Origin of the sequence: Thermococcus sp. (assembly GCF_027023865.1) — an archaeon.
Taxonomy (GTDB): Archaea; Methanobacteriota_B; Thermococci; order Thermococcales; family Thermococcaceae; genus Thermococcus.
The window spans coordinates 88,184-113,185 of sequence record NZ_JALVUC010000010.1 but is presented as its reverse complement, the minus strand read 5'-3'; the positions used below and the strand labels follow the sequence as shown (position 1 = coordinate 113,185).

The window sequence follows — 25,002 nt, the reverse complement described above, 5'->3', positions numbered from 1 at the left end:
TGAGATGAGGGGTTTCACGTTACCACTCTGCTTTAGAGTGGTTTGACGCTGTTAAGCGTCTTCGAAAGACTGCCCGCTGAGGCAGTCTGAAACTAACGAGTGGGCCTTTGGAATGATAACCCCAAACCGTTCAGCGGTAGGGGTAACGGGCACGAGACCGTGCCTTCGGGCCGAACCGAAACCGGCAACGGGAGTAGGTGAATGAGTGCCCGTAAACCGAACCGCCTGCTGGCGAGGGGTTAACTCGAACCCTCGCCGTTCACGACGGGGAGGAAGTCAGATCATCTCAGATAACGGGATCCCTAAGGTTCACCGGATTGAATCACCCCCTGAAAAGCCCCCTTCAGTCACTCAAGTGGTTTCGAGGGTCAATTCTTATCCCTCTTTTTGTTGGGCCGTGAACGGTAGCTCACTTTCCATTTTCAACATTCCGGCCGGGAGTATTAGGGCCTGCGTAAACTACTCTAACGGCACTGCTGTTTACTGGATCAGGGACAACGGGGGGAGGAACTTTACCTTCTCGGTTAATTCCAAGGTGAATGATATCAACTGGTCAATCGTCGCCCGCACCAGCTGGCCAGAGATTAACATCATGAACTTTCTTAGGTGGATCCTGGAAAATGGAAACGTTACGGGCATAAAAAGGACTGGTAGCTACTACGAGTTTCACGTGTTCCTCAGGCAGGAGGATGAATCTAACGCCGGGACTATCGAGGAGCCCTACGTAATAAGGATTGTTGAGACGTGGAACGTCACGTTGAGGGTAAAAAGCAATGGGGAACCTGTGAGCGGCCGTTTTTCCGGGAGGATTGGGGGGGCCTTCAAACGTCTATGGCGCCAATCTGCTTCATGATGGCAACTTCATCATCCTTGGAAAGTGGGGTTCGGAGTGAGCTTGGTGGGGCTGTCCTCCATGATAGCCAGATGTACAGAGATGGTCTCCTTCCCAGTGGTCACTCACGTCCTCCCTCCTTATGCCCAGAACTGTTCTCTCGTTTCTCTTGTGATAAACCAAAGGTTGGAGAAAGCTTTAAAACGGGTGAAGGCTTTTCTATGGTTATATCGGAGGGAGGGATATGAAAACGAAAGTTGCCATAATAGGTGCTGGAATAAGCGGCGCGAGCATAGCGCGCGTTCTGAGCAGGTATGAGAACCTAGAGGTTCACCTCATCGAGAAGGCCCCGGACGTGGGCTGGGGTGTGAGCAAGGCCAACACCGCCCTAATCCATGGAGGCTACGACGATGACCCCGAGAAGTACCCAACGAGGGCGAAACTCTGTATAAGGGGGAACCGCCTATGGCACCAGTGGGTCAAGGAACTCCAGATCGCCCATGTCTGGAACGGGGCTTTAATAGTTGCCACCAAGGATGAGGACTTCGACGAGCTTGAGAGGCTCCTTGAACGCGGGAGGAGGAACGGCGTCCCCGAGATGAGGATAATCGGGAGGGAAGAGCTTTTCCGCATGGAACCCCACCTCACCAAAGAAGCCCTCGGTGCCCTCTGGGTTCCGATAGTCGGCCAAATAGCGCCGATTCCGGCGGTTATAGCGCTCGTTGAAAACGCCGTAGCAAACGGAGTTAAGACGCACTTAGAAACGGAAGTCAGGGACATAAAGGTCGAGAACGGCGAGGTTAAGGGTGTTGAGACGAACAACGGCTTCATCGAGGCTGACGTTGTAATCAACGCCGCCGGGCTTCATGCGGATGAGATAGCAAGGATGGCGGGTATAGACTACTTCGAGATACACCCGAGGAAGGGGGAGTACTTCCTTTTCGATGATACCGTTCCAGGCCCGAACCACGTTCTGTTCCCCACTCCGACGCCTATAAGCAAGGGTATCGTCGTTACAAGCGAGGTGAGCGGGCACCTCATGATAGGTCCCAACGCCCAGGATCTGCCGCCCGAGGAGAAGGAGAACTTTGCAACGACTGAGGAGGGCCTTGAGAAGGTATGGAAAGGGGCAAAGAAGCTCTGGCCGCAGCTCCCGCTGAAGAGCAAGGTGATAAGGACCTTCGCGGGATTGAGACCCGAACCAACCGGTGGGGACTTCATAATTAGGGCCGAGAAAGATGTCGAGGGCTTCATAAACGTCGCTGGAATCCGCTCTCCAGGCCTCACGAGTGCTCCGGCGATAGCGTATGAGGTTACTGAGATAATCGAGCGCGACCTTGGAATCAAGCTGGTCGAGAAGGAGAAGTGGAACCCCTACCGGAGGGAGATAACGCACTTCTTCATGCTCCCTCCAGAAAAGGTCAACGAGATGGTGAAGGGGAACCCTGCATACGGCAGGATCATCTGCCGCTGCAACAACGTAAGCGAGGGCGACATCTTGGAGGCGATAGAGAGGATGAAGTTCATAGGAGTTAAGACACCCAGTCTCGACTCCATTAAGTTCAGGACGAAGGCCATGACAGGAACCTGCCAAGGCGCCTTCTGCAGACCCAAGATAGTCCAGCTTTTAGCTAAAGAGTATGATACCGAATCCTGGAAGGTCACGCTGAAGGGTAGAGGGAGTGAGATTGGCATTGGAGATGTCAAAGTTCTTATCAGGGGGGATGCCTGATGTTCCCGAGGATCCCCATGCTTAACTACGACGTGGTCGTCATCGGTGGTGGACCGGCGGGAATGGCGGCTTCCATTAAAGCGAAGGAACTCGGCCTGAAGGTGTTACTCCTCGATGAGAGGGATTACCTTGGAGGAATCCTCCCCCAGTGCATCCATCCCGGTTTTGGGCTTCATTACTTCAAGGAGGAGCTTACCGGCCCGGAGTTCGCGTCCAGACTTGCAAAGAGGCTGGTCGAACTTGGAGTGGAGTGCAGAACATCTGCTAGGGTTCTAGAGATCAGGAATTATTCCGATCTTGAGAAGGTGGTAATATTTACATCACCGAGCGGTGCCTACCAGGCCTGGACCAGGACCGTGATCTACGCCGCCGGCGCTCGCGAAAGGCACGCCTTTGAAGTTGGAATAGTTGGAGACAGGGTTTCTGGAATTTACACGGCAGGTGAGGCCCAGACGTTGATGGACATCTACGGCATCCTGCCAGGAAAGGAGGTCGTCATAGTTGGTTCCGGCGACGTGGGCCTTATAATGGCACGCCGCTTTGCCCTCGAGGGCGCCAAGGTCAAGGCGGTCGTAGAACTGATGCCCTACCCTGGGGGCCTAGCGAGGAATGTCATGATACTCCGCGATTTCAACATCCCCCTCTACCTAGGCCACAAGGTTGTCGAAGTGCGCGGAAAGGGAAGGGTCAAACGAGTGAAGGTCGTGAAAGTTGATGAAAACCTCAGGGAGATTCCGGGAAGCGAATTCTGGATTGATGCAGATACCTTAGTGATCTCAGCTGGCTTGGTTCCGAGCGTTAAGAAGCTGAAAAAGGTTGGAGTTGAGATTGATCCAGCAACCGGTGGACCAATCGTCAACGATCGTCTTGAGACGAGCGTTCCGGGGATTTTCGCAGCGGGCAACTCCCTCCTCATAAACGACCTCGTTGACTACGTGGCGGAGCAGGGTGAATTAGCGGCGGAAGGTGCAAAGGAATTCATCAACAATGGAGGAATTGAGAGTAGGAAGTGGATTAAAGTTGAGAAAGGTGAAAACGTCCGCCTCCTCGCTCCACACTATCTCAGCGGTGAGAGGGATGTCTACCTCTACCTCCGCGTTGCAAAACCAATGGAGAACGTTGAACTGAGGATTCCGGAGATATCCAAGAGGGTTAGACTCCCCGTGGTCAAGCCCGCGGAAATGCTCAGGATAACGCTGAGGTCCAAGGAAATCAGGAAAACCGAGAAGCTTACAGTGGAGGTGGTGAGGATATGATCTACCGCTTTACCTGCATAGTCTGCCCCCTCGGCTGTTCCATAGAGGTTGAGGTCGAGGACGGGAAAATTAAAGAGGTTCGAGGTTGCACCTGTCCCAGGGGGGAGGAATGGGCGGTTCAGGAGGTCACAAACCCAAAAAGAATTGTCATGAGTGTTGTTCCTGTCGAAGGGGATGCCCTCCCAACGGTGAGCGTCAGAACGGCAGAGTCGGTTCCTAAGGAGAGGATACCCGAGTTGATGAGGTTTCTAGCGGGGCTAAAGCTCAAGGCTCCGATAAAAGTCGGCGATGTCGTTGCCGAGTGGGAGGGGGTAAAAATAGTGGCGACGAGGGGGGCTTAACTCCTCACCCCGTCTCTAGTATTTTTTCCCATTCCGGTATCCAGCATTCTTCTTTAATGTCGGCCGAGAACGAAACCCTCTTCACGGTCTCCCCGTTGGATGTCACGATGCTATCAACAATCAACCTCGTGGGTATGTAATGATCGTTGAATTTCACTTTGATGGTTCCTGCGAACGTCTCTGGACTCCCGCCCCCAGTTTCCGGCAGTGTGAAGTTGCAGACGAGCCATTGGCCTGAGACGCTAACCTTATCAGAGCTTCCCAGTGCGCGGATGGCCAGCTGAACCGGCTCGTACATCATCATTGCAGACAGCTCATTTTCCGTGAGGTTGATGTTGAACTCCTTTTTCTCCCCCGCGTTGACTACCCTTTCAACCAAGTGGCGGCCCCTTATGGTTCCCCACCACTCAGTTCCGCTCCTCCTCCCGTGGAAGTAATACGTCCCGTTGTTTAGCCCTCCCTCCACGCTGGATCTCACAGTGACATTTCCCGAACTAACGGTTATGTTCTGGGTGTAGGTGTAACAGTCCATCGCACCAAGCCTTGCCAGTATCTGCCCTTTAACGGCCAGCGGAGACTGCTGGTGGATGATGCTTCCGCTGCCCCTCAGGTACCACGCTCCAGCTATTCCAGCAGCGATAACCAGGATGAGCACCGCTAAAGTCCTCTTCATTTCAATCCCCCTAACACGTTGGTGGGATTTTCAAAAAACCTTTTGGTTCACGGTTCTAAAGACAAGCTGAGGTTTGGGGAAAAATCAAAGAACCTCGAACTTCTGTAGGAATATCCTGAGGTCGGTTCTGAAAGGCTCTTCCGCCATTTCCATCTCCGATTTTATCCTATTTAGGAACTCCTCTTCGTTTTCCGTGTCCTTCCAAAGCTTCTCAACGAGTTCTTTCAACCCATCCCAGTACTCAACGTAGGGCCTAGCCTCAAAGAGTGCATCCTCAACCTTTCCCATCTCAACCACCCCTCCTAAGCCAGTAATACCAGAGCCTCGCCCTGTCCTCCGCGAGGCCGGCAATCATGAAGTACCTTAGTATGGCCAGATTAACGCCGATGAGGACTATCAGGACGATGTTGTAGGCCGGGATCGTGGCGCTCATGAAGGCATAGTAGTCCCAGAGAAAGTGAAGGAAGATCGCCAGAAGGTAGTAACCGGTCAGGGAGTCAACCTTTCCCTCCGCCTTTAACCCATAACCAACGCCGATTATCGCGCTCCACGTTGCGTGGGCGAATGGAGTAAGGAACGCCCGCGTCAGGGTAACGCCCAACCCCCAGCCAAGACCGTACATGAAGTTTTCGGTGGCAGCAAAGCCGAGACCCGCAGCGGCCCCATAGACTAAGCCGTCCATTATACCATCCATCTGACCCGCTTTGAAAGGCCATCTTACAGCCAACGCCTTTGAAGGCTCCTCTACGAGTCCAGCAACGAGCGCAACATAAAAGGTCGTCGTGGGGAGGAGGGGCTGTATCATCCCCCCAATCGTCAGGATGCTCTCTAAGATGTAGGCTATCCCGACGGAGAGGGTTCCTCCGAGGATAAATGTCCCGATAACGTAGCGCCTCGGCTCGGGTTCATATCTGTCCGCGTGATAGAAGTACCAGAGTATCGCCAGTGCCGGGGCGTAGGCGAAGAATATCAGGGCGCTGAGCGCGTTCACGTTACCACCGACGGGTTTACTTCTTTGAAGTTTAAAGGTTTGTGGAGGGGAGTTTCCAGATGATTCCGGACAACCTTCCGAGCTCACCAAAGTCGAGGATCTCGTCCCCTAACGGAACGAGCACGCGAGCCTTTGAAATGTCGTAGGCCCTTAGAAATGGTGAGACTATCTCCCTCAGCACGTCGTTGCCGTAGGCCCATGGACTGAAGGCAGGAAGGACTATTAGCTCGTCGCTTACTAAGAAAGCAGGCATCTTGACAAGCGCCCCCACCTCGTCGCGTAGCCTTATCGCTGGATGCTCGTGTCCCAGGATAAAGCGCTCACCCTCGACGAGATTATGCCCGTGGACGAGCTTCCACTTTCCAATTTCAAGCTCGTCAATGACCTCAACACCAAGCTTCCTTAGCCAGAGCGTTCCAACGTCGTGGTTGCCCCTCACGAGAACCAGCTCATCAACGAGCGGGGAAACCTCCTTAAAGAAGGCCTTTAGCTCTTCCCTTTCACGCCACTCGGAGACGAAGGAGTGCTTTAGGTCACCGTTAATTACGAGACGCTTTAGCCTCTCCCTTTCGAGGATAGCTTTCAGCTTTCCGACGACCTCGTGGAAAACCCGCGGCAGGTAGAATCCCTTCCTCGCCATGCTGATCTCGTAGCCGAGGTGGAGGTCCGCTATTATGAGGTTCCCATTGAGTTTGAGTGCTCGGTCTGGCAATGGAACTGGTTTCATGTTTTTAGGTTTTTCTCTCGGCTTTTAAGCTTTGTTAAGAGAACCGAAAAGGTTTTAAATCTGCCTATTAATGGAACAATGGTGAGTAAAAATGGCCTACATTGGCTTCGTCAAAAGTCCATACGGACCGGGCAGAACCTACGAAGAGGTGCTGAAAGAGCTTAAAAGGAGGGGCTTTGAGGTAACTTTCTCAAAGCACCACTGGGCCGGTGATTTACCCTTCGGACTCATCATAGCTGAAACGGATAGGGGTCCCATTGCGGTTAGGTGGTCGCTGGGAAGGGAGTTCTCCATAAAACTGGAAGAAGTTAATGGGGGAACCTACGACGAGTTCGTTGAGGATACCGTTGAGTACACCAACGCCGACTCAGGTTAGCTCATCTCTTTATCATATGAATACCAGTTTTGTTTACCAGCTCCTCCACGGTGGTTATGTTCATAAGGGCGTAGTCATTGTTCATAGGCGGCGCGATGTAACCTATGTATGATCCGTTGACAAAGCGCCAGTCCCCAAGCTGCTGGAAGTAGACATCATGACCTCCGGTTGAACTCTTGCTCACCCATATCTCTATGGACAGAGCCTCAGGCATCCCCGTAAAGTTGACCGCGAAAACCCCATATCTGAGGACGTTCGTGCAGTTACTCCTTCTGTTTTTAAGCCCAAGTGCCTCCAGCGTCCCGGCGTCTATCTCGTAGACCGTCAGCTTGCCTGTTCCGTCGTATTCGTAAAGGTAGGCCACCATGCAGTCGGTCAGGATGGGATCTTTGACAACGAACTGCCAGTCACCAATGTTCTGCGGCTTGTGGATGCCCAGATAGGTGGCTGTGACGTTGGGTCCAGAGGGTGTTATGCCACCTGATATGTCCTTCCACCAAGGACCAAGACCTATGATGACAATGAGGATGAAAGTTGCGAGCAATCCTATGAGGACCTTATTCTTCATACCCATCATCTTTTAACAATATCGATCTCAACATCTAAAAATGTTTTCCGTGCTCCACGTTCTTTATCACATCAAAGATGCTCCACAGATCCCGTATGATGTGCAGGTGCGGTATGAGTGCGAGCCTCTCCCGCTTCTTCTCAATGAATCTTGCGGTGAACGGGAAGTAGTACCATACATATTCCGTGTTCCCGTCACCATGCCCTATGAAGCGCCATGGCTTGTCGTCGACCCAGATGAAGGTCTCGTTTCCATACTTCTCGCGGACGAGCTTGAAGGCCTCGTCGAGCGTCATCTCGTGCCCGAAGACCACAACATCGTCGAAAAGGTCGTAGACCCCCATCATCTTCAACCTTCTGGCCTTCATACCGTCCATGAAGTCCTCCGCCGAGAAGGAGATGACGGTGTGACCTTCCTCCTTGAGCTTCTTCAGCAGTTCGGGGGAATCATCTATCGGCCTTGTTAGCTTTGCCCTCTCCTCAAACCACGTCTCAAAGAACTTCGTCCTGAGGAAGAACGGAACCTTCGTCTTCTTCTTGTGCCCCCCCAAGGTTGGTCTCTCGAACTGAAGCTCTACCTTAGTTAAAAGCTTCGCCCAGAGTACCTTCCCTGGAAGCCAGCGGTAACGCCTCTGAAGGGCGCGTTTGAATGCCTCCTCAATGCACCAGTAGGTATCTGCCAGCGTCCCGTCGAAGTCGAAGGCGATTATCATTTAACCACCCCTTCTGATGCATTCAAAGGGAGTCACCATTGAGGCAATAATAATGACCGGTGCGAGCGGTTGATGCAGTCTATCATAAGGTTAGGGTGGGGGCTTGGCTTTTAAGGTTGCCGCCGGCACAAAGCATATATTCTTCCCGCCCAACTTTCAACGAGCGTCTTAAAGTTAAGAAGGTGATAGGCATGGGAAGACACTACCTCCCGAACCTCCCGCAGAAGGAGGAGATGCTGAGGGAAATCGGGTTTGAGCGGATTGAAGAGCTGTTCTCCGATGTGCCGGAAGGAATGGTCAAGGAGTTCAACCTTCCAGAGGGAAAGAGCGAGTACGAGGTCTTCACTGAGCTGAACGGTATCCTGAGCCGGAACAAAACGGTTCTCGAGATGCCGAGCTTTTTGGGGGCGGGAACATACTTCCACTACGTCCCGGCACACGTCAAGTACCTTATCGAAAGGAGTGAATTCCTGACGGCATACACTCCCTATCAACCGGAGGTAAGCCAGGGCATGCTCCAGGCTCTCTTTGAGTACCAGAGCCTCATCGCGGAGCTGATTGGCCTGCCGATAGTTAACTCCTCAATGTACGACTGGGGGACGGCGATGGCAGAGGCGGCGCTGATGGCAGCCAGGCACACGAAAAGGAAGAAGTTCGTTATCCCCAAGGCACTCAGTCCCGAAAAAAAGGAGGTTCTGAGAGCATATACCTCGGGACCGGGCCTCGGGAAGGTTGAGGTCCCCTGGGATGAACGGGGACAGCTTGACCTTGAAAAGCTGAAAGAAGCGGTTGAAGGCGCCGCCGGTGTCTACGTCGAGATACCCAACTTCTTCGGCCTCCTCGAAGAAAACATCGAGGAGATAGGGGAGATAGCCCACGATGCCGGGGCACTCTTCGTTGTTGGGGTCGACCCGACAATACTTGGGGTAGTTGAGGCTCCGGGGGAACTCGGCGCTGACGTCGTCGTCGGCGAGGCAGCCTACTTCGGGAACTCCATGAACTTCGGCGCTCCCAGGGCGGGAATCTTCGCCGTAAGGAACGACAGGAAGCTGGTAAGACAGATGCCGGGTAGGATAATAGGGATGACGAAGACGGGGGACGGGAAGAGGGCCTTCGTGATGACCCTCCAGACGAGGGAGCAGCATATAAGGCGTGCAAAGGCAACCTCAAACATCTGTTCAAACGAAGCCCTAGTTGCCGTCGCGGCTGCGATACACCTAGCAACGCTCGGGCCGAATGGTCTGAGAGAGCTCGGCGAGACCATCCTGAAGAACACCGCCTACCTCAAGAAGCGCCTTTCAGAGGTGGCTGAGGTTCCCTTCAGTGGCGTCAACTTCAAGGACGTGCCCGTTAGGTTCGGTGTCCCCTATGAAGTGGTTCACGAGAGGCTTCTTGAGAAAGGCATACACGGTGGCTACTACCTCGGAAGGCACTTTCCAGAGCTTGGGGAGACAGCCCTCTTCGCGGCGACCGAGACAACGAGAAAGGAATGGGTTGATGAACTCATAGATGTCCTAAAGGAGGTGGCCTGAATGTTCCGCCAAGCCAAGTGGGACGAACCGACCGTTTTTGAGCTTTCCAGGCCGGGAAGGGTTGGTTATACTCTTCCAAAGCCGATTGAAGACGCTGACGTTGAAATCCCTGAGAAGCTGAGGAGGAAGAGCCCGCTCAACCTCCCGGAGTTGAGCGAGCCTGAGGTGGTCAAACACTACACGCGTCTGAGCGAGATGAACTACGGTGTCGATAGCGGCATTTATCCTCTCGGCTCGTGCACCATGAAGTACAACCCCAAGATAAACGAGGAGATAGCTTCCCATCCCGGTGTGGCTTACGTCCATCCTTATCAAGACGAGAGAACCATCCAGGGAGCGCTTAGAGTAATGTGGGAGCTGGAAGGATGGCTCAGAGAGATAACCGGGATGGATCGCTTCACCCTCCAGCCTGCGGCCGGTGCGAACGGCGAGTTCACCGGCGTCTCGATAATCCGCGCTTACCATCTCGACCGCGGTGAGACTCAGAGGACCGAGATGCTCGTTCCGGATTCGGCCCACGGTACCAATCCGGCCTCCTCCGCGATGGCGGGCTTCAAGGTGGTTGAGATACCCTCCAACGAGAACGGAACCGTTGACCTTGAGGCCCTTGAGAACGCCGTGAGCGAGAGAACCGCCGGTTTGATGCTGACTAATCCAAACACCCTCGGAATCTTCGAGGACGAGATACTGGAGATAGCCAAGATAGTCCACAAAGCCGGCGGCCTGCTCTACTACGACGGTGCAAACCTCAACGCGGTCCTTGGCAAAGTACGGCCGGGCGATATGGGCTTTGACGTCGTCCACCTCAACCTCCACAAGACCTTCTCGACCCCGCACGGCGGCGGTGGACCCGGAAGCGGGCCGGTTGGCGTGAAGGACTTCCTGAAGGACTACCTACCGGTTCCGCTCGTGGGTTACGACGAGGAGAACGACCGCTACTACCTGGACTACAACGTGCCAAAGAGCATCGGCAAGGTGAAAGAACTCTACGGCAACTTCGCGGTTATGGTAAAAGCACTGACGTATCTAAAGATAATGGGTAGAGATGGGTTGAGAGAGGCCAGCGAGATAGCGGTCCTCAACGCCAACTACATAACGAGGAAGCTGAAGGGAACCAAGGGATACGAACTTCCCGGAAAGGAGCTTAGGAAGCACGAGACCGTCTTCTCTGCGGAGCCTATGAAGAAGGAAACCGAAGTTAAGGCCCTTGACGTCGCCAAGAGGCTCCTCGACTTCGGAATGCACGCGCCCACCATATACTTCCCGCTGATAGTTCACGAGGCGCTGATGATTGAGCCGACTGAGACCGTCAGCAGGGAGGAGCTGGATGCATACGTTGAAGCCCTCAAGAGGATAAGCGAGGAAGCTTACAGCAACCCCGAGCTTGTGAAGAGCGCCCCACACAACACCGCGGTTAAGAGGGTCGACGACGTTTTAGCTGCAAAGAGGCCGATAATCAGCTGGCGCATGTACCGTGAGCTGAAGGAAAAGGGTGAGATCGACATCTGATTTTGTTTTCCTTTTTGCTCTTTTTGGGTTCTTACGTACGGTCTTCTGGGAACTCAACAGGACCATCGTCCCGTGCGTTGAGGCAAAGCTCCAACGTCGCAGACAATCTTTTGGAAAAGCTTGAGCAAGAGAGTTCTCTTTCTCATAATCTGAGGGATCGTGCTAGTGTGCCCGTTTCGAATTTCAATTGAATAGGGGTTTAATTCTAAAAGAAGCCTTTGGACAGGTTTGCGTTCTATTCTGGCGTCCGTAGGATGCTTTGAAGAAGACAAACGTCCAAAATTAGCAATTAACGAGTAAATCCCTCAAGAGAAGAAACGCAATCTTTCCGTCATCCGCAAGACGCTTGAAATAGGGTGAAAGCGGTGTTGAAGCTTTTGAGAAAAGCTTCACCAAAAGTTCGTAGCCCTCTCCCGGAGAATGGTGTCTTTTTAAAGTTAAATCCCTTACAAAGAACCTTTAAATGAGTTCTCCCTAAAACAATTAACTTCAAGAGGAGAACCCTTCATAAACGCACTTCATGAATGGGCTACGGGCTTTCCACCAGCGCTTGCTCTGCAAGGGCTAAATGGTGCGGGGGAGGGGATTTGAACCCCTGAACCCCTGCGGGAGTGGATCTTGAGTCCACCGCCTTTGACCAGGCTCGGCTACCCCCGCGCGGGAGGCTCAAAAGCTGTAACTCTCATGAGATTTATAAACTTAACCTAGCCAACCAAGAAAAACGGGGGGACTAGAGGCTCAGCGCTCAAACCTCTTCACGCCGTCCTTCGTGCCGATTAAAACGATGTCCGCTATGTCGGCGAAGATACCGTTTTCCACAACGCCGGGGATGTTGTTCAGCTCTACCTCGAGGTCAAGCGGGTCTTCGATGCGGTGGAACTTCGCGTCGAGTATGAAGTTGCCGTTGTCGGTAACTACCGGTCCATCCTTCTTCTCGGCCATCCTGAGTTCAGCCTCGGCGTTGAAGACCTCTATCTCCTCGGCTATCGCCCTCCACGCGGCCGGGATAACCTCTATCGGCACCGGCATCTTTTCACCAAGCCGCTCGACGAGCTTGCTCTCGTCCACGAGAACGAGAAAAGTGCCGGCGCGGTACTCGATTATCTTCTCCATCGTCAGCGCTCCACCGCGGCCCTTTATGAGGTTCAGGTTGGGGTCAACCTCGTCAGCACCGTCTACGGCTATGTCTATCGCGTCAACCTCATCAAGGGAAACGATGGGAATGCCGCTCTCTATGGCGAGAAGTCTCGACTGGTGAGATGTGGGAACACCGTAAACGTCCTCGAGCTCCTCCTCCATGATGAGCTTGCCGAGGTATTCTATGAAGTGGGCGGTGGTCGAACCGGTGCCGAGACCGATGACCATGTCGTCCTCGATGAATTCCAAAGCCTCCTTAGCTACTGTTCTCTTCAGCTCCTCCATGTCATCACCCCACGGGAGTTACGTTACAGGGAACGGTCGCGTTACCGTTCATGACCATCCTATAGAGCAGGCTCTGGTTCGAGTAGCAATGGGGCGTGAAGCCTATTACCAGTGAATAGGTCAGCATAACGAAGTAGAGCCAGAACAGGCTCCATCCCCAGAACGCTTTTTTGAGTATCGCTCTCTCGTCCGGAACGTCGGGCGGGAGCTCCTTTATGACTGCCATGATGAACTTGTCGGTCACTATATACATGGCCACTCCAAGGAGCCAGCCGTACTCGATCTTTGCCGCAGCGAGACCGCTGATTATGCCGGTTATCGTACCCCATAGGTAAACCGTAAGGGAGAACTTGTGCTCAATGGCCAGCTTCACCTTCTTCACCTAGGATTAGCTTTTAAAAGGGACTTTAAAACCTTTCTACCCCATCATCTCCAAGAACTTCTTCCCCCTACCGGTCAGCCTGTAGTAGACGCGTCTCCCCTTCCGCCTGCTCTCTTCAATAAGCCCCATGCTCTCCAGCTCGCGGAGGTGCTGGTAGACCGCCTGGTATCTGAGCGGCTTTCCAAGGGCCTCCCAGACCTCGTAGCCGTACATCTCCCCGTCCTCAATCAGGCGAAGTATCTCCAGCTTAGTTCCACCGAGGGAAAACCGCTCCCTGCTTTCAGAGTACTGTCCCTTGAGGCCTGAACTTGTCACTACGAGCGTTACCCTGTCGTCCTTCTCGAAGTACCCCTCCTCTGAAAGCTTCAATAGCGCGGGGATGATAACGGAGGAAGCGTACTCCGCGAATACTCCTTCCTTGGCCAGAAGTCTCTGACCGAGGTCAAGCTCGTCCTCACCAACCAGGACGGCCGTTCCACTGCTTTTGGATATTGCCTCAAGGGCAAGCTCCTTCATGGCAGGATTCCTCACGTACAGACCGAGGGCCTTAGTTGGTTCAGCGCGAGGCTCAACGCCAAGGACCTCACTCGCTATCGGCGAACACCGCTCCGCCTGCACCGCTATAAGCTCCGGCACCTCATCAATTGCCCCGATGCGCAGAAGCTCCACGAAACCTTTGTAGATACTGTAGAGGTTGCTTCCGCTCCCGGTGGGAACAACGATGTGAGTTGGATTAAGCTCCTCCCAGAGTTCAAAGGCTATCGTCTTCTGCCCCTCCAGACCGATGAGGTTGCTCTCGGGGGTAATGTTGTAGAGACCCTTTCCATCGGCCAGTCCCTCAGCGTAGCCTATGCCCTCATCAACACTCTCCCCATAGCGTATTAGCCTCGCTCCGAAGGCAGTTATCTGGCTTAGCTTTCCCTCTTCAACAAGGCGCGGAACCACGGTGTAGGCGGGTTTTTCGGTTCTCGCCGAATATGCGGCGAGGGAAGCGGCCGCGTTCCCGTTGCTAGCAACTATGAATCCGCTCTCGGCGTGAGGAATACCGTAGGAAACGGCAACTGTGACGAGTCTGTCGCGGAAGGAACCCGTGGGGTTTCTAGTCTCGTCCTTGATGAAAATCTCAAAGCCCAACTCTTCGGACAGCTTTGCCCTGAGTAGTGGAGTGCCACCCTCTTGGAGACTGACAATCTCTTTAACGTCCGGAAGAAGCTCCCTGTATCTCCACACTCCCTTCTCCCGGGATCTCCATCTAGAAGGGTCCACTCTCTCATAGTTGTACTCCACGGAAACCCTTTGACCGCAACAGAAGGGGGGAATAATGGGAGAAGAGGAGGATTCACAGCAGAGGGGGGTTACCCTCATCCTCATCCCCTCGTTCAGCGGAGTCTTATGGCGTCGAGGTTGTTAGGGGCACGGGTCCTTATGTTGAACTTCTTGTGTATGCTACTCGACAGGTCGAGGCACTTGTGGGCCTCGCCATGGACGGTTATTATGTTCTCCGGCCTTGGTCTGAGCCTTGCGACATAGTTCATAAGTTCCCTCCTGTCCGCGTGGCCGGAGAACCCGTCGATGGTGTAGACCTCTATGTTAACGTTGACGACTTCAGTTTTACCATCCTCACCGACGAGCGGTATCTCCTTCAATCCCCTCTGCACCTGTCTTCCAAGGGTTCCCTCCGCCTGATAGCTGACGAAGATCATGCTGTTCTTTGGATCGGAAGCGAGTTGTTTAAAGTACTCAACACTCGGTCCGCCGACAAGCATGCCGGAGGTAGCTATAATTATTGCTGGCTCGCCAGAATCTATGATGTCTTGTCTCTCCCTGCTGTTGGCGACGGGCTTGAATATCGGGTTGAGGAACGGGTTGTAACCCTCATGGAATATCTGCTCGCGCAGGTGCCTGCTGAGGTACTCCGGATATGCTGTGTGGATCGCCGTTGCCTCCCATATCATCCCGTCGAGGTAAATCGGCACCTCGAGGCCACCTATCCTCGCGTACTCCTCCAGAACCATCATTATCTCCTGCGCCCTTCCGACGGCCATCGCCGGAATGAGCACCTTCCCGCCGCGCCTTATGGTCTGGTGGATGACCTCTATCAAGCGCTTCTCCGCCTCATCCCTTGGCATCTGATAGTCGTTGCTTCCGCCGTAGGTTGACTCCATAACGAGGGTCTCAACACGCGGGAACCTGCTCACGGCCGGCTCAAAGAGCCTCGTCGGGATGAACTTGAAGTCACCGGTTATGGCTATGTTGTGCAGTCCGTTGCCTATGTGGAGGTGGACTATCGACGAGCCAAGTATGTGACCCGCGTTGTGAAGGGTTAACCTCATATCCGGTGCTATGTCACGAACCTCGCCGTAGTCGAGGGTTATAGTGTGCTTTATAACCTCCTTGATGTCCCTTGGCCTGTAGAGTGGCTCAACGCCGTTCATCTTCTGAATTTCAATGAAATCCTGCTGGAGGAGTACCATCAGGTCCCTTGTCGGTGGAGTGGCATATATCGGGCCGTCGAAGAGCTTGTAACGGAAGAGGTAGGGAAGCATGCCACTATGGTCGAGGTGGGCGTGAGTTATGATTATTGCGTCAAGAATGCCCGCGTCAAGGACATAACGGAACTCAGGCGCATCGAAGTGCGGGAATGCCTTCTTGGGGTCACGAAGGGCGGCTATATTCACTCCAAAGTCGACCAAGACATAGCTCTCGTTGGTCTGGACGAGGAGGGAACTCCTTCCGACTTCCTTGAAGCCTCCAAGGCCGGTTATCCTTATCCACTCGCTTTTCGTTTCGGGCTTGCGGTAGATGTTCCTTCCAGCCTGGCGGAGAAACTTCCTCCTGTCCTTGGCCTCAGCCTGCAGTATCTGCCTTATCGAATAAATTGTCTGGCTCTGGAGCGGCGGGGTTCTGACGACCTTCGGCGCCCAGCGAACCTTCTGAGTTATGAGGCGGAGTCCCTCACCATTTTTGCCTATGACCCTCCCAGGTTTCTTGGCCTCTATTATGACCTGTCCTATTGAGGGATCGAAGCTTATGTTGGTTATCTCAGCATCCACTGGAACAAGCTCCTTTATCATCTCCTCCGCCTGCTCCGGCGGGATGAGAACGTCCGGGTCTGGCCTTATACTTATCCTCTTTTTGAGAACCTTGGCGAGGTTCTTTATCAACTCCCCGTCACGCATTATCGTCTCTGGATTTCTGACGTATATGACCAACTCCGGGCCTTCGAACTCTACATCAGTTATTCTTGCCTCCAGTGGAACCATCTGACTTATAACCTCTCTGATATCGCGAAGAATATCATCAACGAACGTTTCCCTTCTTATCACTGACACCACCTCATTCTGATAAAGCCTTGAGCTCTTCCTCGCTCCACTCGTGGTGGCCGTCTCTGGTGATGGTAATCAGAGTTACTCCCCCTCCGGTGAACACATCCCTCCTAGTGGCAGCTCCGATGGCACGGAGGGCGAGTTTAACAGCTTCTTTGAGGGAAATGTCCTCTCTAAAGCCGGATTCGAGTATTGAGAAGGCGAACTCCATTCCGGAACCGGCGGCGGTGAACTTATCCTCTGTGAGGCCACCGGCCGCGTCTATCGAGTACAGCCTGGGGGCGGAGTCGTGGCCTCCTATGAGGAACCAAGCGAAGTATGCGTAGCCCCTACCCCCGTGCAGGATGTTGGAAGCAAGCGTTGCGAGTGCCTTAACGCTCATTTCCCTTCCAACCCTGGCCCGGTAAAGCTTTGCTTCGGAGCGGAGGAGCCGGACGAAGCTGAGAATATCCCCAACGCTCCCAGCTCCTGCCAGGGCAAGGTGGTCGTCAATCCAGAAGACTTTAGTAACGTTATCCGAGAGCACCATGTTGCCGAGGGATGCCCTTCTGTCCGCTGCGAGGACTATTCCTTCCCTACATGCAATGCCGACCGTAGTCGTTCCCTTTAGCTTCTCAGCCAATTACAACACCCCTGCTGGTATCTTTTTAGAATAGAAGAACCTTTACACCCGCACTTTGAGGGAATAGTATTTAAAGGTTTCGTCTGAAGGGGTTTTAGATGCAGTGGGGTGTGTAGAATGAAGGAGATAGTCCTGCTCACCGGGCCACCTCTTAACGGCAGGGACGAGTACATAGTGAAAGCGCTTAAGCTCGCCGATGATGAGAGCTACGCCTATTACCACGTCTTCAATTATATCAAGGACGTGGGAAAGGAGAGGGGAGTTAAGATAACCCGAAAGAACGTCCTAGACTTCGCGATAAGCCACCAGAACCTGATGAATGAGATACGGGACGAGGCCTTTGAGAGAATACGGGAAGAGATAAAAGAGAGCGACGCGGAGCACCAGCTCGTCTCGACCCCAAGTCTCTTCAGATGGGGGAGTGGGAGCGTCATAGGTTTTACCCTGAGCAACGTCAAGCTCCTCAAGCCTGACAGGGCGGTTATAATCCTTGACGATGTCCTTTCCGTCAGGAGAGGGATAATCAACGACCCGGAGTGGTTCGAGCGCTTTGGAAACGATCCAGACAACATAAAACTCTCCACTCTTGTCATGTGGCGCGAGGACGCGATAAACCACGTCAAAACACTCGTTCACGAGCTTAAGAAGGAGGGCGTAGAAGTCCGCTATATCCTACAGTTTGGAATAAGGCATCCCCCTAACGTATTCCTCGACTTGCTCTTCCATGAGGCAGAGAAGCCGATAGTCTACCTAAGCTACCCGATGACCGGCCATGAGGAGGAGTACTACCACCGCGTCAGGAACTTCTACGAGGTGTTGAGTGAGCACTTCACGGTTCTCGATCCGGGAGCGCTGGACGACTGGTGGGTCGTGGCTGAATATGACAATCAAGTGTCTAAAAACCCCAGCGTTGAGAGGATAAGGATAAAGCACCTCCTTGATGGGGACGAGGTAGATGAGCTTGACAGGGCCGACATAGAGCAGGCGACCGACATCCTTAGGAGACAGCTCGTCGAACGCGATTTCAACCTCGTTGACGTGAGCAAGGCGATAGCGGTCTACCACTACGCTGAAGGGGTCTCCGCTGGTGTCATAAGCGAGATGGCAGAGGCATACAGGACGCTCGCTGCCATCTACCTCTACTACCCGTTCAAGAGGCGCCCAAGTCCGTTCATGGAGTTCTACGGCATGCAGAATCCCTCGAGGAGGACGATGTTCAAGAACAAGGAGGAGATGGTAAGGGCAATGATAGAAGAGAGAGAGTACTGGGCGAAGGTCTAAAATCCGTGTTCCCAATCCTTTGTTTTCTCGTATTTCTACTCGTGTGCTCCTCTATTACAATAGTCTCCTCGACTGGTGCTGGCTTTTGAGGAAGTGAAATGGTTATAACAGCCTTCACCGTCGGCTACGGCGACTTCAAGCCCAAAACGGCACTCTCAAAGGTTCTCTGTGCCTTCATACCAGTGTAGGATGATTCTGACGGATATAATAGTTGTGGCCGCGATGCAGGCCATAATTACAACCCACAGCTGGAGAAAAACCCGAATGGATGTATTACAGAAGAGAGAAAGGAGAACAAGAATAAAGGGAGAAGAAATCACTTCTTCACCCATCCGCGGTCCTTCATGGCCTGGTAGACCCTGCTGACCGCGACGACGTAGGCGGCGTCCCTCATGTGGATGTTCTTCTCCTTGTGGGTGTTGTAGACGTCCCAGAAGGCCTTGGTCATCTTCTTGTCGAGCCTCTCGTAGACCTCCTCAAGGGTCCAGTAGTAGCCGTTTATGTTCTGGACCCACTCGAAGTAGCTGACGGTGACACCGCCGGCATTGCAGAGGAAGTCCGGAATCTGGAGGATGCCCTTTTCGCGGAGTATCTCGTCGGCCTCGGGGGTGACCGGACCGTTGGCAACCTCGGCGACGATCTTGGCCTTGATCTTGTCGGCGTTCTTCTCGGTGATGACCTCCTCGATAGCGGCCGGGGCGAGGACGTCAACGTCGAGCTCGAGGATCTCCTCGTTGGTGATGTTGGTCGCGCCTGGGAAGTCCTTGACACTGCCGTTCTTCTTCTTCCACTCAAGAACCTCGTCGGCGTTGAGGCCGTCCGGGTTGTAGATGCCACCGTGGCTGTCGCTGACGGCGACGACCTTCATGCCGTACTCCTCGCTCATGATCTTGGCCATGTAGTAGCCGGCGTTACCGTAACCCTGGATGGCGATGGTCTTGCCCTTGAGGTCCATGCCGAGGGCCTTGGCAGCCTCGCGGATGGTGTAGGAGGCACCCTTGGCGGTGGCGTCGCCCCTTCCGAGTGAACCGCCGATGCTGAGCGGCTTTCCGGTGATGACGCCGAAGGCCGGGCCCTTCCTCCTCATGATGGTCTCGTACTCGTCCATCATCCAGCCCATGATCTTCGGGTTGGTGTAGACGTCCGGGGCCGGGACATCGGTCCACGGGCCGATTACGTCGTAAACGGCGCGGATGTATGAGCGTGCGAGCCTCTCCTGCTCGCCCTCACTGAGCTCCTTGGGGTTGACTATGATGCCGCCCTTGCCTCCACCATAGGGGATGTCAACAACGGCACACTTCCAGGTCATCCAGGTGGCGAGGGCCTTAACGGTGCTGAGGGTCTCAGCAGGGTGCCAGCGAATGCCGCCCTTGGTCGGACCGCGGGCCCAGTTGTGCTGGACGCGGAAACCGGTGAAAACCTTGACGGAACCGTCGTCCATCTGGAGCGGGACGCTGACCTCCAGAATTCTCATGGGCCTCTTGAGCCATGCAAGGGCCTCGTCGCTTATGTCCATGAACTGCGCAGCCCTCTCGAGCTGCCTGACCGCCATCTCAAAGGGGTCCTGCTCAACCATATTTACCACCTCAGGTTTCGGTAATCTGCGATATGAGGTTAGGCATTTACTTATATAAACCTTTCGATAATAGGGGTAGGAGAACGGTTATTTTTCAGCAAAAGCTTGTAGGCTCAAATTTTCAGCAGAAAGAGAGAACCTCCATAAATCTTTGGGCGAAAAGAGCGATGTACATCCAAGATTTTCTATACATTAAAGAACATAAAACTCCATCAATGATGTTTAATGATGGTGCCCTCAGCGAGAAGTCGATCATCACCAGTCAGCTCACTCTCTTTTTCGTTCATCGGGCACCGGAGGTTCTTGGAGGGGTGTTAATATAAACTTTCTAGTCATTCATCTCAATACAGATTTCCGCCATATCATCAAACATCATGCTCTAACTCTGTCATAACATCATCCCATACGTTACGTTATCTTTTAGTACTGAAAAAATGACGAAAACCCGGCACCGTTAGTTTTGCGACTGAGTAAATCGGCTTTCGTCGAAAAAAACCATGGAAAAGCTTTTTATAGAATGGAACACCTTATGCATAATGCCCCAACTCAATTCATGGGGTCCCGTATATTTGCATGGGGGTGAATGGTTTGGAACAAGAGAGGGATCAATGGGCAAGTAAAATTGGTTTGATTTTAGCCATGGCTGGAAACGCCGTCGGTCTTGGAAACTTTGTAAGGTTCCCAACCCAGGTTGCCCAGAACGGTGGCGGCGCCTTCATGGTGCCGTACTTCCTGGCGCTGTTCCTTCTTGGAATACCCATAATGTGGGTCGAGTGGGTTGCAGGTCGCTACGGTGGCAAGTACGGCCACGGTACAATCGGTCCAACCTACTACCTGATGGCAAGGGAAAGTCTCAAACCCAAGAGCGCACTAATAATGGGTACCATCAGTGGCATGGTGGCGTTTGCGGGAGTTACACTACTCAACAGCTACTACCTGCACCTCATTGGCTGGTCCGCAGCTTACACCTGGTTCAGCATAACCGGCGCATACTTCGGCAAGAACACTGGAAGCTTCTTCAGCAACTACCTCAGCAACCACGCAGAAGTTCTGCTGTTCTGGGGTATCACCATAGTCACCATAGCCATAGCCGTCGGAAGGGGAGTCAGCAAGGGTATAGAGAAGTGGGTCAAGATAATGATGCCGTTGCTCTACATCTTCGCCATTATAATGGTCGGCTATGTTTTTGTCCTTGGCTCACCGATCAACCCCAACTGGAGTACATTAGATGGATTCTCTTTCATCTGGAGTCCCAACTGGGTCTACCTCAAGGAGCACTTCGCCACCGTCATGCTCGCGGCAGCAGGGCAGATATTCTTCACGCTGTCGCTGGGAATGGGTATCATCCAGAACTACGCGAGCTACCTCGGCCCCAACGATGACGTCGCCCTCTCTGGAATAGCCACCGTTTCACTCAACGAGTTCGCAGAAGTCATCCTCGGCGGTTCCCTCGCAATACCGCTGGCAACGGCATACGCTCCGAAGATAGTGCCAGCGACCGTCCTCAGCCAGGGTAAGGGCGCCGCCCTCGCGTGGATAGGCCACAAATTCGGCCTTGGTTTCGCATACACCAGCCTTCCAAATGCCTTCGTCAGCATGGGACAGGCAGGAAGATTCTTCGGAGCCCTTTGGTTCCTGCTCCTGTGGTTCGCGGGATGGACTTCGGCAATAGCAATGTACAACTACCTCGTGGCACTCTTTGAGGAGGACCTCAACATCAAGAGGAGCATTGGAACATGGATCGTCCTGCTGATATACTTCATACTGGGACTGCCTGTCATCTACATAGGCCTCGACAAGTACGTCACCCCACTCGACAACTGGATCAGCTTCCAGCTCACCCTGCTGGCACTGCTTGACATCATAGTGGCCGTGTACCTCTTCAAGCCTAGCAACTTCTGGGAGGAGCTTCACAAGGGAGCCTACACCAGGGTCCCAACATTCTACAAGTGGATTACCCTAATCGTGGCACCAATATTCCTACTGATACCACTGGTCGGAACGTTCAAGGGCTTCGTTAGCGGCGGAATTCCAGGGAGCGTTGGGGCAGCGATAATAATCATGTTCATCATCGGAGCAGTAGAAACGTACTACGCCATCAAGAGGAAGTATGGCGAAGAGATAAAGGAGAACAAGGTGCTAGTGAAGGTCTGAGGTGGTGACGATGGGAAGCTGGGTAATCTACATGATAATAGCATGGTTAATAATCCTAGCCCTGATGGGCTGGAGCATCGGCAGGCTTTTGTCAGCCGAGAAGGCACAAGGGTCTTAAACCCCCTTTCTTTTTTAGGTTTGGAGGGATAAACGTGAAGAGTCCCGCGATTCTTGAGGACACTGCTGAAGTTCTTGAGACAACGATACCCAGAGTTGAGAGGTTAACTGTTCTGAGCGAAAAGGATAAGAGAAAGGTAATCTCGCTTATCAGGGAAGCAGCCGGAAACTTCAAAACGCTGGCAGGGAACGTCAAAAAGGACAACGTCCAGCTGGCGGAGTTCTTCTTCAAGAAAGCCAAGGAACTGAAGAACCTGAGCACTGACAATGGCATCGAAAAGGAGGGAAGGAAAAAGTACATAGGCAGGGCAAAGAAAATGAACCTCTACTCGAAGTCCGCGGTGTATGACTTCGACCCGGGCATGCTTAAAGCACTTAAGAGATCCTACAGAACGTACCTCTTTGGAATGACAGCGTTCTTCCTGCTGGTTGGTGTTTACATGAGCCAGATAATGGCCGTGACGGCATTGATACTGGCAATCCCCACGATCCTCTCGATGCTCTCCCTCCAGAGAAGGGGATACCTTGGCCTGCTTTTAGCGTATTCAACAATACCAATACCGATAATCCAGGGGGCAATGGGGCTAACCTACGGACTGAGGCAGTTAACCACTCCCGGAGCGATTGGAAAGATAACCGAGATGATAAGCAAAAGCCCCGGCTTCGTCAAGGGATGGCTCATCTTTATGGTGATCCTGAGCGCCATCGAGCTTTACCTGATACTCTACGGCTCGTACCTCCTCTACAAGCACAGACACGCCTTCCTTTAACCCCTCTCATTTTCCGTTGTTCCCTTGAACTAATCGGGTTCTCAGGAGACCTGCCCCACGAACTTCCTCAGCCGTTTTAAGGAAATCCGCGTTTTCATTGCCAGCTTCTCCAAGTCGGCATTCTTCAAGTCTTCAACGGTATAAACACCAGCTCTCCTAAGTTTTGCCAGCGTCTTGGGACCGATTCCCTTTATCGAGAGGAGATCGCTCTTCGTTTTTGTGCCGCTCACTTTTTCAACAATTGTCTTTTTTCTTTCAGGTTTCTTCATTCCCCATGCCTTCCCTTTTCGAATCTTCTCCGTCGAGTTCAGGGACTTCAGCGTTCTCTTCGCCACTTCCTTGACAACCTCCGTTGCGTAGGCCCTCTCCATGACTTCATTGGGCATCTCTATCTCCCCGCCACCGGTTTCCTCGGGAGGAACCTCCGGCGGCTCAACATACTCCTCAAGCTCCGGCGGGTTCTCGCTGATGTAGTGAGCCACTAAAACCGGCCTGAAGGCGTTGTCACGCTCTTCAAGCTCTTCAAGCAACCTTATATCGAACTCTCCAGTTTTAAGGTACTCAACGAGACCGTTCGCGAGTCGATGGAAATCCCCGCTGTGGATCAGAACGCGCCTCTCCGCGTACTCCTTCGCCTGTCCCGTCGTTATTAGAAACTGCCAGTCGCTCGCCTCTAAAATTAAAAGCTCCCTCGCCAACTGTTCTATGATGCGGTCGGTTAGAGCGTCTTTTCCATAAAAGCGGCTCGCTATTGCCACCATCCTGTCCTCGGCGCGATAAACGTGCTCCCATGTCCACTCAGTTTCTTCGTTCCACCATGTCGAGTGGTTCGAGTTTCTGCCCCAAGAACCCTCGGGAAGTTCTATCTCGTGCCTCTCCCCAGAATAATCATCAAGGAACCTTGATAAGGCCATCATCTCGATGTCTCTCCCCGTGAGAAGCTCGAGAACCCTTCCAAGCCATTTAACACCCTCGAACCACCAGTGACCGAATAGCTCGGTGTCATAGGGTGAGACGATTATACCCTTCTCCCCGGTCTTCTCCTCAAATTCGCTTAACAGCTTCTCGATCAGAGAGACAAAGTGCTTCGCGTGCTCTTCGACGCGCTCCATTGCCTTCTCGGGATCATAGAACTCCTTGTTACCGAGTTCCACGTCTTTCCCGGTTATCCTCCAGTACTGGCCGCCACTTTCAGGGGCCTTCCTGTGGAACTCCCGATAGAAGAAGTCGCCTGGATAGCCATGGTGGGCGCTCCAGACCTGGTGGCCCGTCTCCCTGTTGCGTGCAAAGACAGCCACGTTAGAACCCCTTATCCAGTAGGGCCTGAGCGTGCTCTTCTCGCCCTCGTAGACCTCGACCTCGTGGTAGCCCTTCGTCACCGGCCCCTTGTCGATGAGCCTGCTCTCGACGAAGAAGTACTCGATACCGAACTCCTCAAGGAACTTCTCGATGCCCTGCCTCTTTTCTTTCCTCCCCGATGGCAACTCCCATTCACCAGTCGGACGGTAGGCGCATTCTGGGAGCCATATCCCCCGCGGCCTCTTCCCGAAGTGCTTCTCGTAGGTAAAGACGCCGTTCGCTATCTGTGCCCTTATCGCCTCATCTCTTCCAAGGAGAGGCAGGTAGCCGTGGGTTGCGGCTGAGGTTACTATTTCAACGTAGCCGTTCTCTTGAAGTTCCCTGAACTTTCCGAGTATATCACCGTTTATCACCCTCCAGTAATCGTAGACCTTCTTAAAGTGTTCAAGGGAGGCTAAAATAGCCTTCTCATTGTACTTACCAGATTTCAGGTCTTCCTTCGTCTTCTCTATCTTCCTCTCAAGGTAGCGCTCGAATTCCCGCTTGACGTATTCGTCCGCTAACTGCTCGACCAGAACCGGCGTGATATTAACCACGATACCAAACCTGACTCCGGATGAGCTTAACCTCTCAAACTCCATGAGCAGGGGCAGGTAAGTCTCGCTCATCGCCTCGTAGAGCCACTCCTCACCAAAGGGCCATTTTCCATGCTTCCTGACGTAAGGCAGATGGGTGTGAAGAACGAACGTAAAGTAGCCTTTCATGCGTATCACCGCTGGTGTTATTAGTTTTTGAGTATTTAAC

At 53.1% G+C, this 25,002-nt stretch carries 24 protein-coding genes and 1 tRNA gene; 11 read left to right on the top strand and 14 right to left on the bottom strand.

Features of this window, described 5'->3' with window-relative positions; translation table 11 throughout:
- Positions 1–397: 397 nt before the first annotated feature.
- The 4 genes from MV421_RS03070 to MV421_RS03055 all read left to right on the top strand — a co-directional run bounded on the left by MV421_RS03070 (position 398) and on the right by MV421_RS03055 (position 4,161).
- Positions 398–853: a hypothetical protein gene (locus MV421_RS03070; RefSeq protein ID WP_297517810.1), complete on the top strand. Its 456-nt coding sequence runs from the start codon at positions 398–400 to the stop codon at positions 851–853.
- 223 nt (positions 854–1,076) lie between these two features.
- Positions 1,077–2,564: an NAD(P)/FAD-dependent oxidoreductase gene (locus tag MV421_RS03065; RefSeq protein WP_297421565.1), complete on the top strand. Its 1,488-nt coding sequence runs from the start codon at positions 1,077–1,079 to the stop codon at positions 2,562–2,564.
- A complete protein-coding gene (locus MV421_RS03060) occupies positions 2,564–3,820 on the top strand; it encodes an NAD(P)/FAD-dependent oxidoreductase (RefSeq protein WP_297421568.1) in 1,257 nt (418 codons plus the stop codon). The genes MV421_RS03065 and MV421_RS03060 overlap by 1 nt, the downstream gene beginning before the upstream one ends.
- Positions 3,817–4,161: a DUF1667 domain-containing protein gene (locus MV421_RS03055; protein ID WP_297421570.1), complete on the top strand. Its 345-nt coding sequence runs from the start codon at positions 3,817–3,819 to the stop codon at positions 4,159–4,161. The genes MV421_RS03060 and MV421_RS03055 overlap by 4 nt, the downstream gene beginning before the upstream one ends.
- Before the next feature lie 4 nt (positions 4,162–4,165).
- Here the strand turns inward: MV421_RS03055 and MV421_RS03050 are convergent, their stop codons facing one another.
- From MV421_RS03050 to MV421_RS03035, 4 genes are all read right to left on the bottom strand, one after another.
- The gene (locus MV421_RS03050) at positions 4,166–4,834 is read right to left on the bottom strand and encodes a hypothetical protein (RefSeq protein WP_297421572.1); all 669 of its coding nucleotides are present in this window, start codon (positions 4,832–4,834) and stop codon (positions 4,166–4,168) included.
- Between the two features lie 84 nt (positions 4,835–4,918).
- The gene (locus tag MV421_RS03045) at positions 4,919–5,122 is read right to left on the bottom strand and encodes a hypothetical protein (protein WP_297421574.1); all 204 of its coding nucleotides are present in this window, start codon (positions 5,120–5,122) and stop codon (positions 4,919–4,921) included.
- Between the two features lies 1 nt (position 5,123).
- Positions 5,124–5,825 carry a PrsW family glutamic-type intramembrane protease gene (locus tag MV421_RS03040; RefSeq protein ID WP_297421577.1) on the bottom strand — a complete coding sequence of 234 codons (702 nt, stop codon included), beginning with the start codon at positions 5,823–5,825 and terminating at the stop codon, positions 5,124–5,126.
- A 31-nt stretch (positions 5,826–5,856) separates the two neighbouring features.
- Entirely contained in the window at positions 5,857–6,552 is a 696-nt protein-coding gene (locus tag MV421_RS03035) for a metallophosphoesterase (RefSeq protein WP_297517808.1), read from the bottom strand.
- A gap of 91 nt (positions 6,553–6,643) precedes the next feature.
- Between MV421_RS03035 and MV421_RS03030 the strand changes: the two genes are divergently transcribed.
- Positions 6,644–6,928: a hypothetical protein gene (locus MV421_RS03030; protein ID WP_297421582.1), complete on the top strand. Its 285-nt coding sequence runs from the start codon at positions 6,644–6,646 to the stop codon at positions 6,926–6,928.
- Between the two features lies 1 nt (position 6,929).
- Here the strand turns inward: MV421_RS03030 and MV421_RS03025 are convergent, their stop codons facing one another.
- Positions 6,930–7,505 (bottom strand): hypothetical protein, encoded by a 576-nt coding sequence (locus MV421_RS03025; protein ID WP_297517805.1) that lies wholly within the window; start codon positions 7,503–7,505, stop codon positions 6,930–6,932.
- A gap of 25 nt (positions 7,506–7,530) precedes the next feature.
- Complete coding sequence (locus tag MV421_RS03020) at positions 7,531–8,208, bottom strand: HAD family hydrolase (protein WP_297517803.1); 678 nt, start codon at positions 8,206–8,208, stop codon at positions 7,531–7,533.
- A 191-nt stretch (positions 8,209–8,399) separates the two neighbouring features.
- Here MV421_RS03020 and gcvPA point away from each other — a divergent pair, with 191 nt between their 5' ends.
- Together gcvPA and gcvPB are read left to right on the top strand one after the other, a co-directional pair.
- On the top strand, positions 8,400–9,740 hold the full coding sequence (gcvPA, locus tag MV421_RS03015) for an aminomethyl-transferring glycine dehydrogenase subunit GcvPA (protein ID WP_297421589.1): 1,341 nt from the start codon (positions 8,400–8,402) through the stop codon (positions 9,738–9,740).
- Complete coding sequence (gcvPB, locus tag MV421_RS03010) at positions 9,741–11,249, top strand: aminomethyl-transferring glycine dehydrogenase subunit GcvPB (protein WP_297421591.1); 1,509 nt, start codon at positions 9,741–9,743, stop codon at positions 11,247–11,249.
- Between the two features lie 569 nt (positions 11,250–11,818).
- On the opposite strand, the gene MV421_RS03005 is transcribed toward gcvPB, so the two are convergent.
- From MV421_RS03005 to psmB, 6 genes are all read right to left on the bottom strand, one after another.
- Positions 11,819–11,906, bottom strand: a tRNA-Leu gene (locus tag MV421_RS03005).
- A gap of 81 nt (positions 11,907–11,987) precedes the next feature.
- Positions 11,988–12,671 (bottom strand): ribose-5-phosphate isomerase RpiA, encoded by a 684-nt coding sequence (gene rpiA, locus MV421_RS03000; protein WP_297421593.1) that lies wholly within the window; start codon positions 12,669–12,671, stop codon positions 11,988–11,990.
- 4 nt (positions 12,672–12,675) lie between these two features.
- Positions 12,676–13,053, bottom strand: coding sequence for a hypothetical protein (locus MV421_RS02995; RefSeq protein WP_366938900.1), 378 nt, complete (start codon positions 13,051–13,053; stop codon positions 12,676–12,678).
- 36 nt (positions 13,054–13,089) lie between these two features.
- A complete protein-coding gene (locus MV421_RS02990; protein WP_297421630.1) occupies positions 13,090–14,418 on the bottom strand; it encodes a pyridoxal-phosphate dependent enzyme in 1,329 nt (442 codons plus the stop codon).
- Between the two features lie 14 nt (positions 14,419–14,432).
- Positions 14,433–16,379 carry a beta-CASP ribonuclease aCPSF1 gene (locus MV421_RS02985; RefSeq protein WP_297421595.1) on the bottom strand — a complete coding sequence of 649 codons (1,947 nt, stop codon included), beginning with the start codon at positions 16,377–16,379 and terminating at the stop codon, positions 14,433–14,435.
- Positions 16,380–16,389: 10 nt separating this feature from the next.
- Entirely contained in the window at positions 16,390–17,001 is a 612-nt protein-coding gene (gene psmB / locus MV421_RS02980; RefSeq protein WP_297421596.1) for an archaeal proteasome endopeptidase complex subunit beta, read from the bottom strand.
- A 117-nt stretch (positions 17,002–17,118) separates the two neighbouring features.
- On the opposite strand from psmB, the gene MV421_RS02975 reads away from it, so the two are divergent.
- Both MV421_RS02975 and MV421_RS02970 read left to right on the top strand, forming a co-directional pair.
- On the top strand, positions 17,119–18,282 hold the full coding sequence (locus tag MV421_RS02975) for a hypothetical protein (protein WP_297503342.1): 1,164 nt from the start codon (positions 17,119–17,121) through the stop codon (positions 18,280–18,282).
- Between the two features lie 98 nt (positions 18,283–18,380).
- Positions 18,381–18,470, top strand: coding sequence for an ion channel (locus MV421_RS02970; protein ID WP_297421600.1), 90 nt, complete (start codon positions 18,381–18,383; stop codon positions 18,468–18,470).
- Between the two features lie 128 nt (positions 18,471–18,598).
- Here MV421_RS02970 and gdhA read toward each other — a convergent pair whose 3' ends face one another.
- The gene (gene gdhA / locus MV421_RS02965; protein WP_297421602.1) at positions 18,599–19,858 is read right to left on the bottom strand and encodes a glutamate dehydrogenase; all 1,260 of its coding nucleotides are present in this window, start codon (positions 19,856–19,858) and stop codon (positions 18,599–18,601) included.
- Between the two features lie 588 nt (positions 19,859–20,446).
- Here gdhA and MV421_RS02960 point away from each other — a divergent pair.
- On the top strand, positions 20,447–22,012 hold the full coding sequence (locus MV421_RS02960; RefSeq protein ID WP_297503339.1) for a sodium-dependent transporter: 1,566 nt from the start codon (positions 20,447–20,449) through the stop codon (positions 22,010–22,012).
- A gap of 152 nt (positions 22,013–22,164) precedes the next feature.
- A complete protein-coding gene (locus MV421_RS02955; protein ID WP_297421605.1) occupies positions 22,165–22,899 on the top strand; it encodes an alpha-glucosidase in 735 nt (244 codons plus the stop codon).
- Between the two features lie 41 nt (positions 22,900–22,940).
- Here MV421_RS02955 and MV421_RS02950 read toward each other — a convergent pair whose 3' ends face one another.
- Positions 22,941–24,962 (bottom strand): 1,4-alpha-glucan branching protein, encoded by a 2,022-nt coding sequence (locus tag MV421_RS02950; RefSeq protein ID WP_297421632.1) that lies wholly within the window; start codon positions 24,960–24,962, stop codon positions 22,941–22,943.
- Positions 24,963–25,002 lie beyond the last annotated feature (40 nt).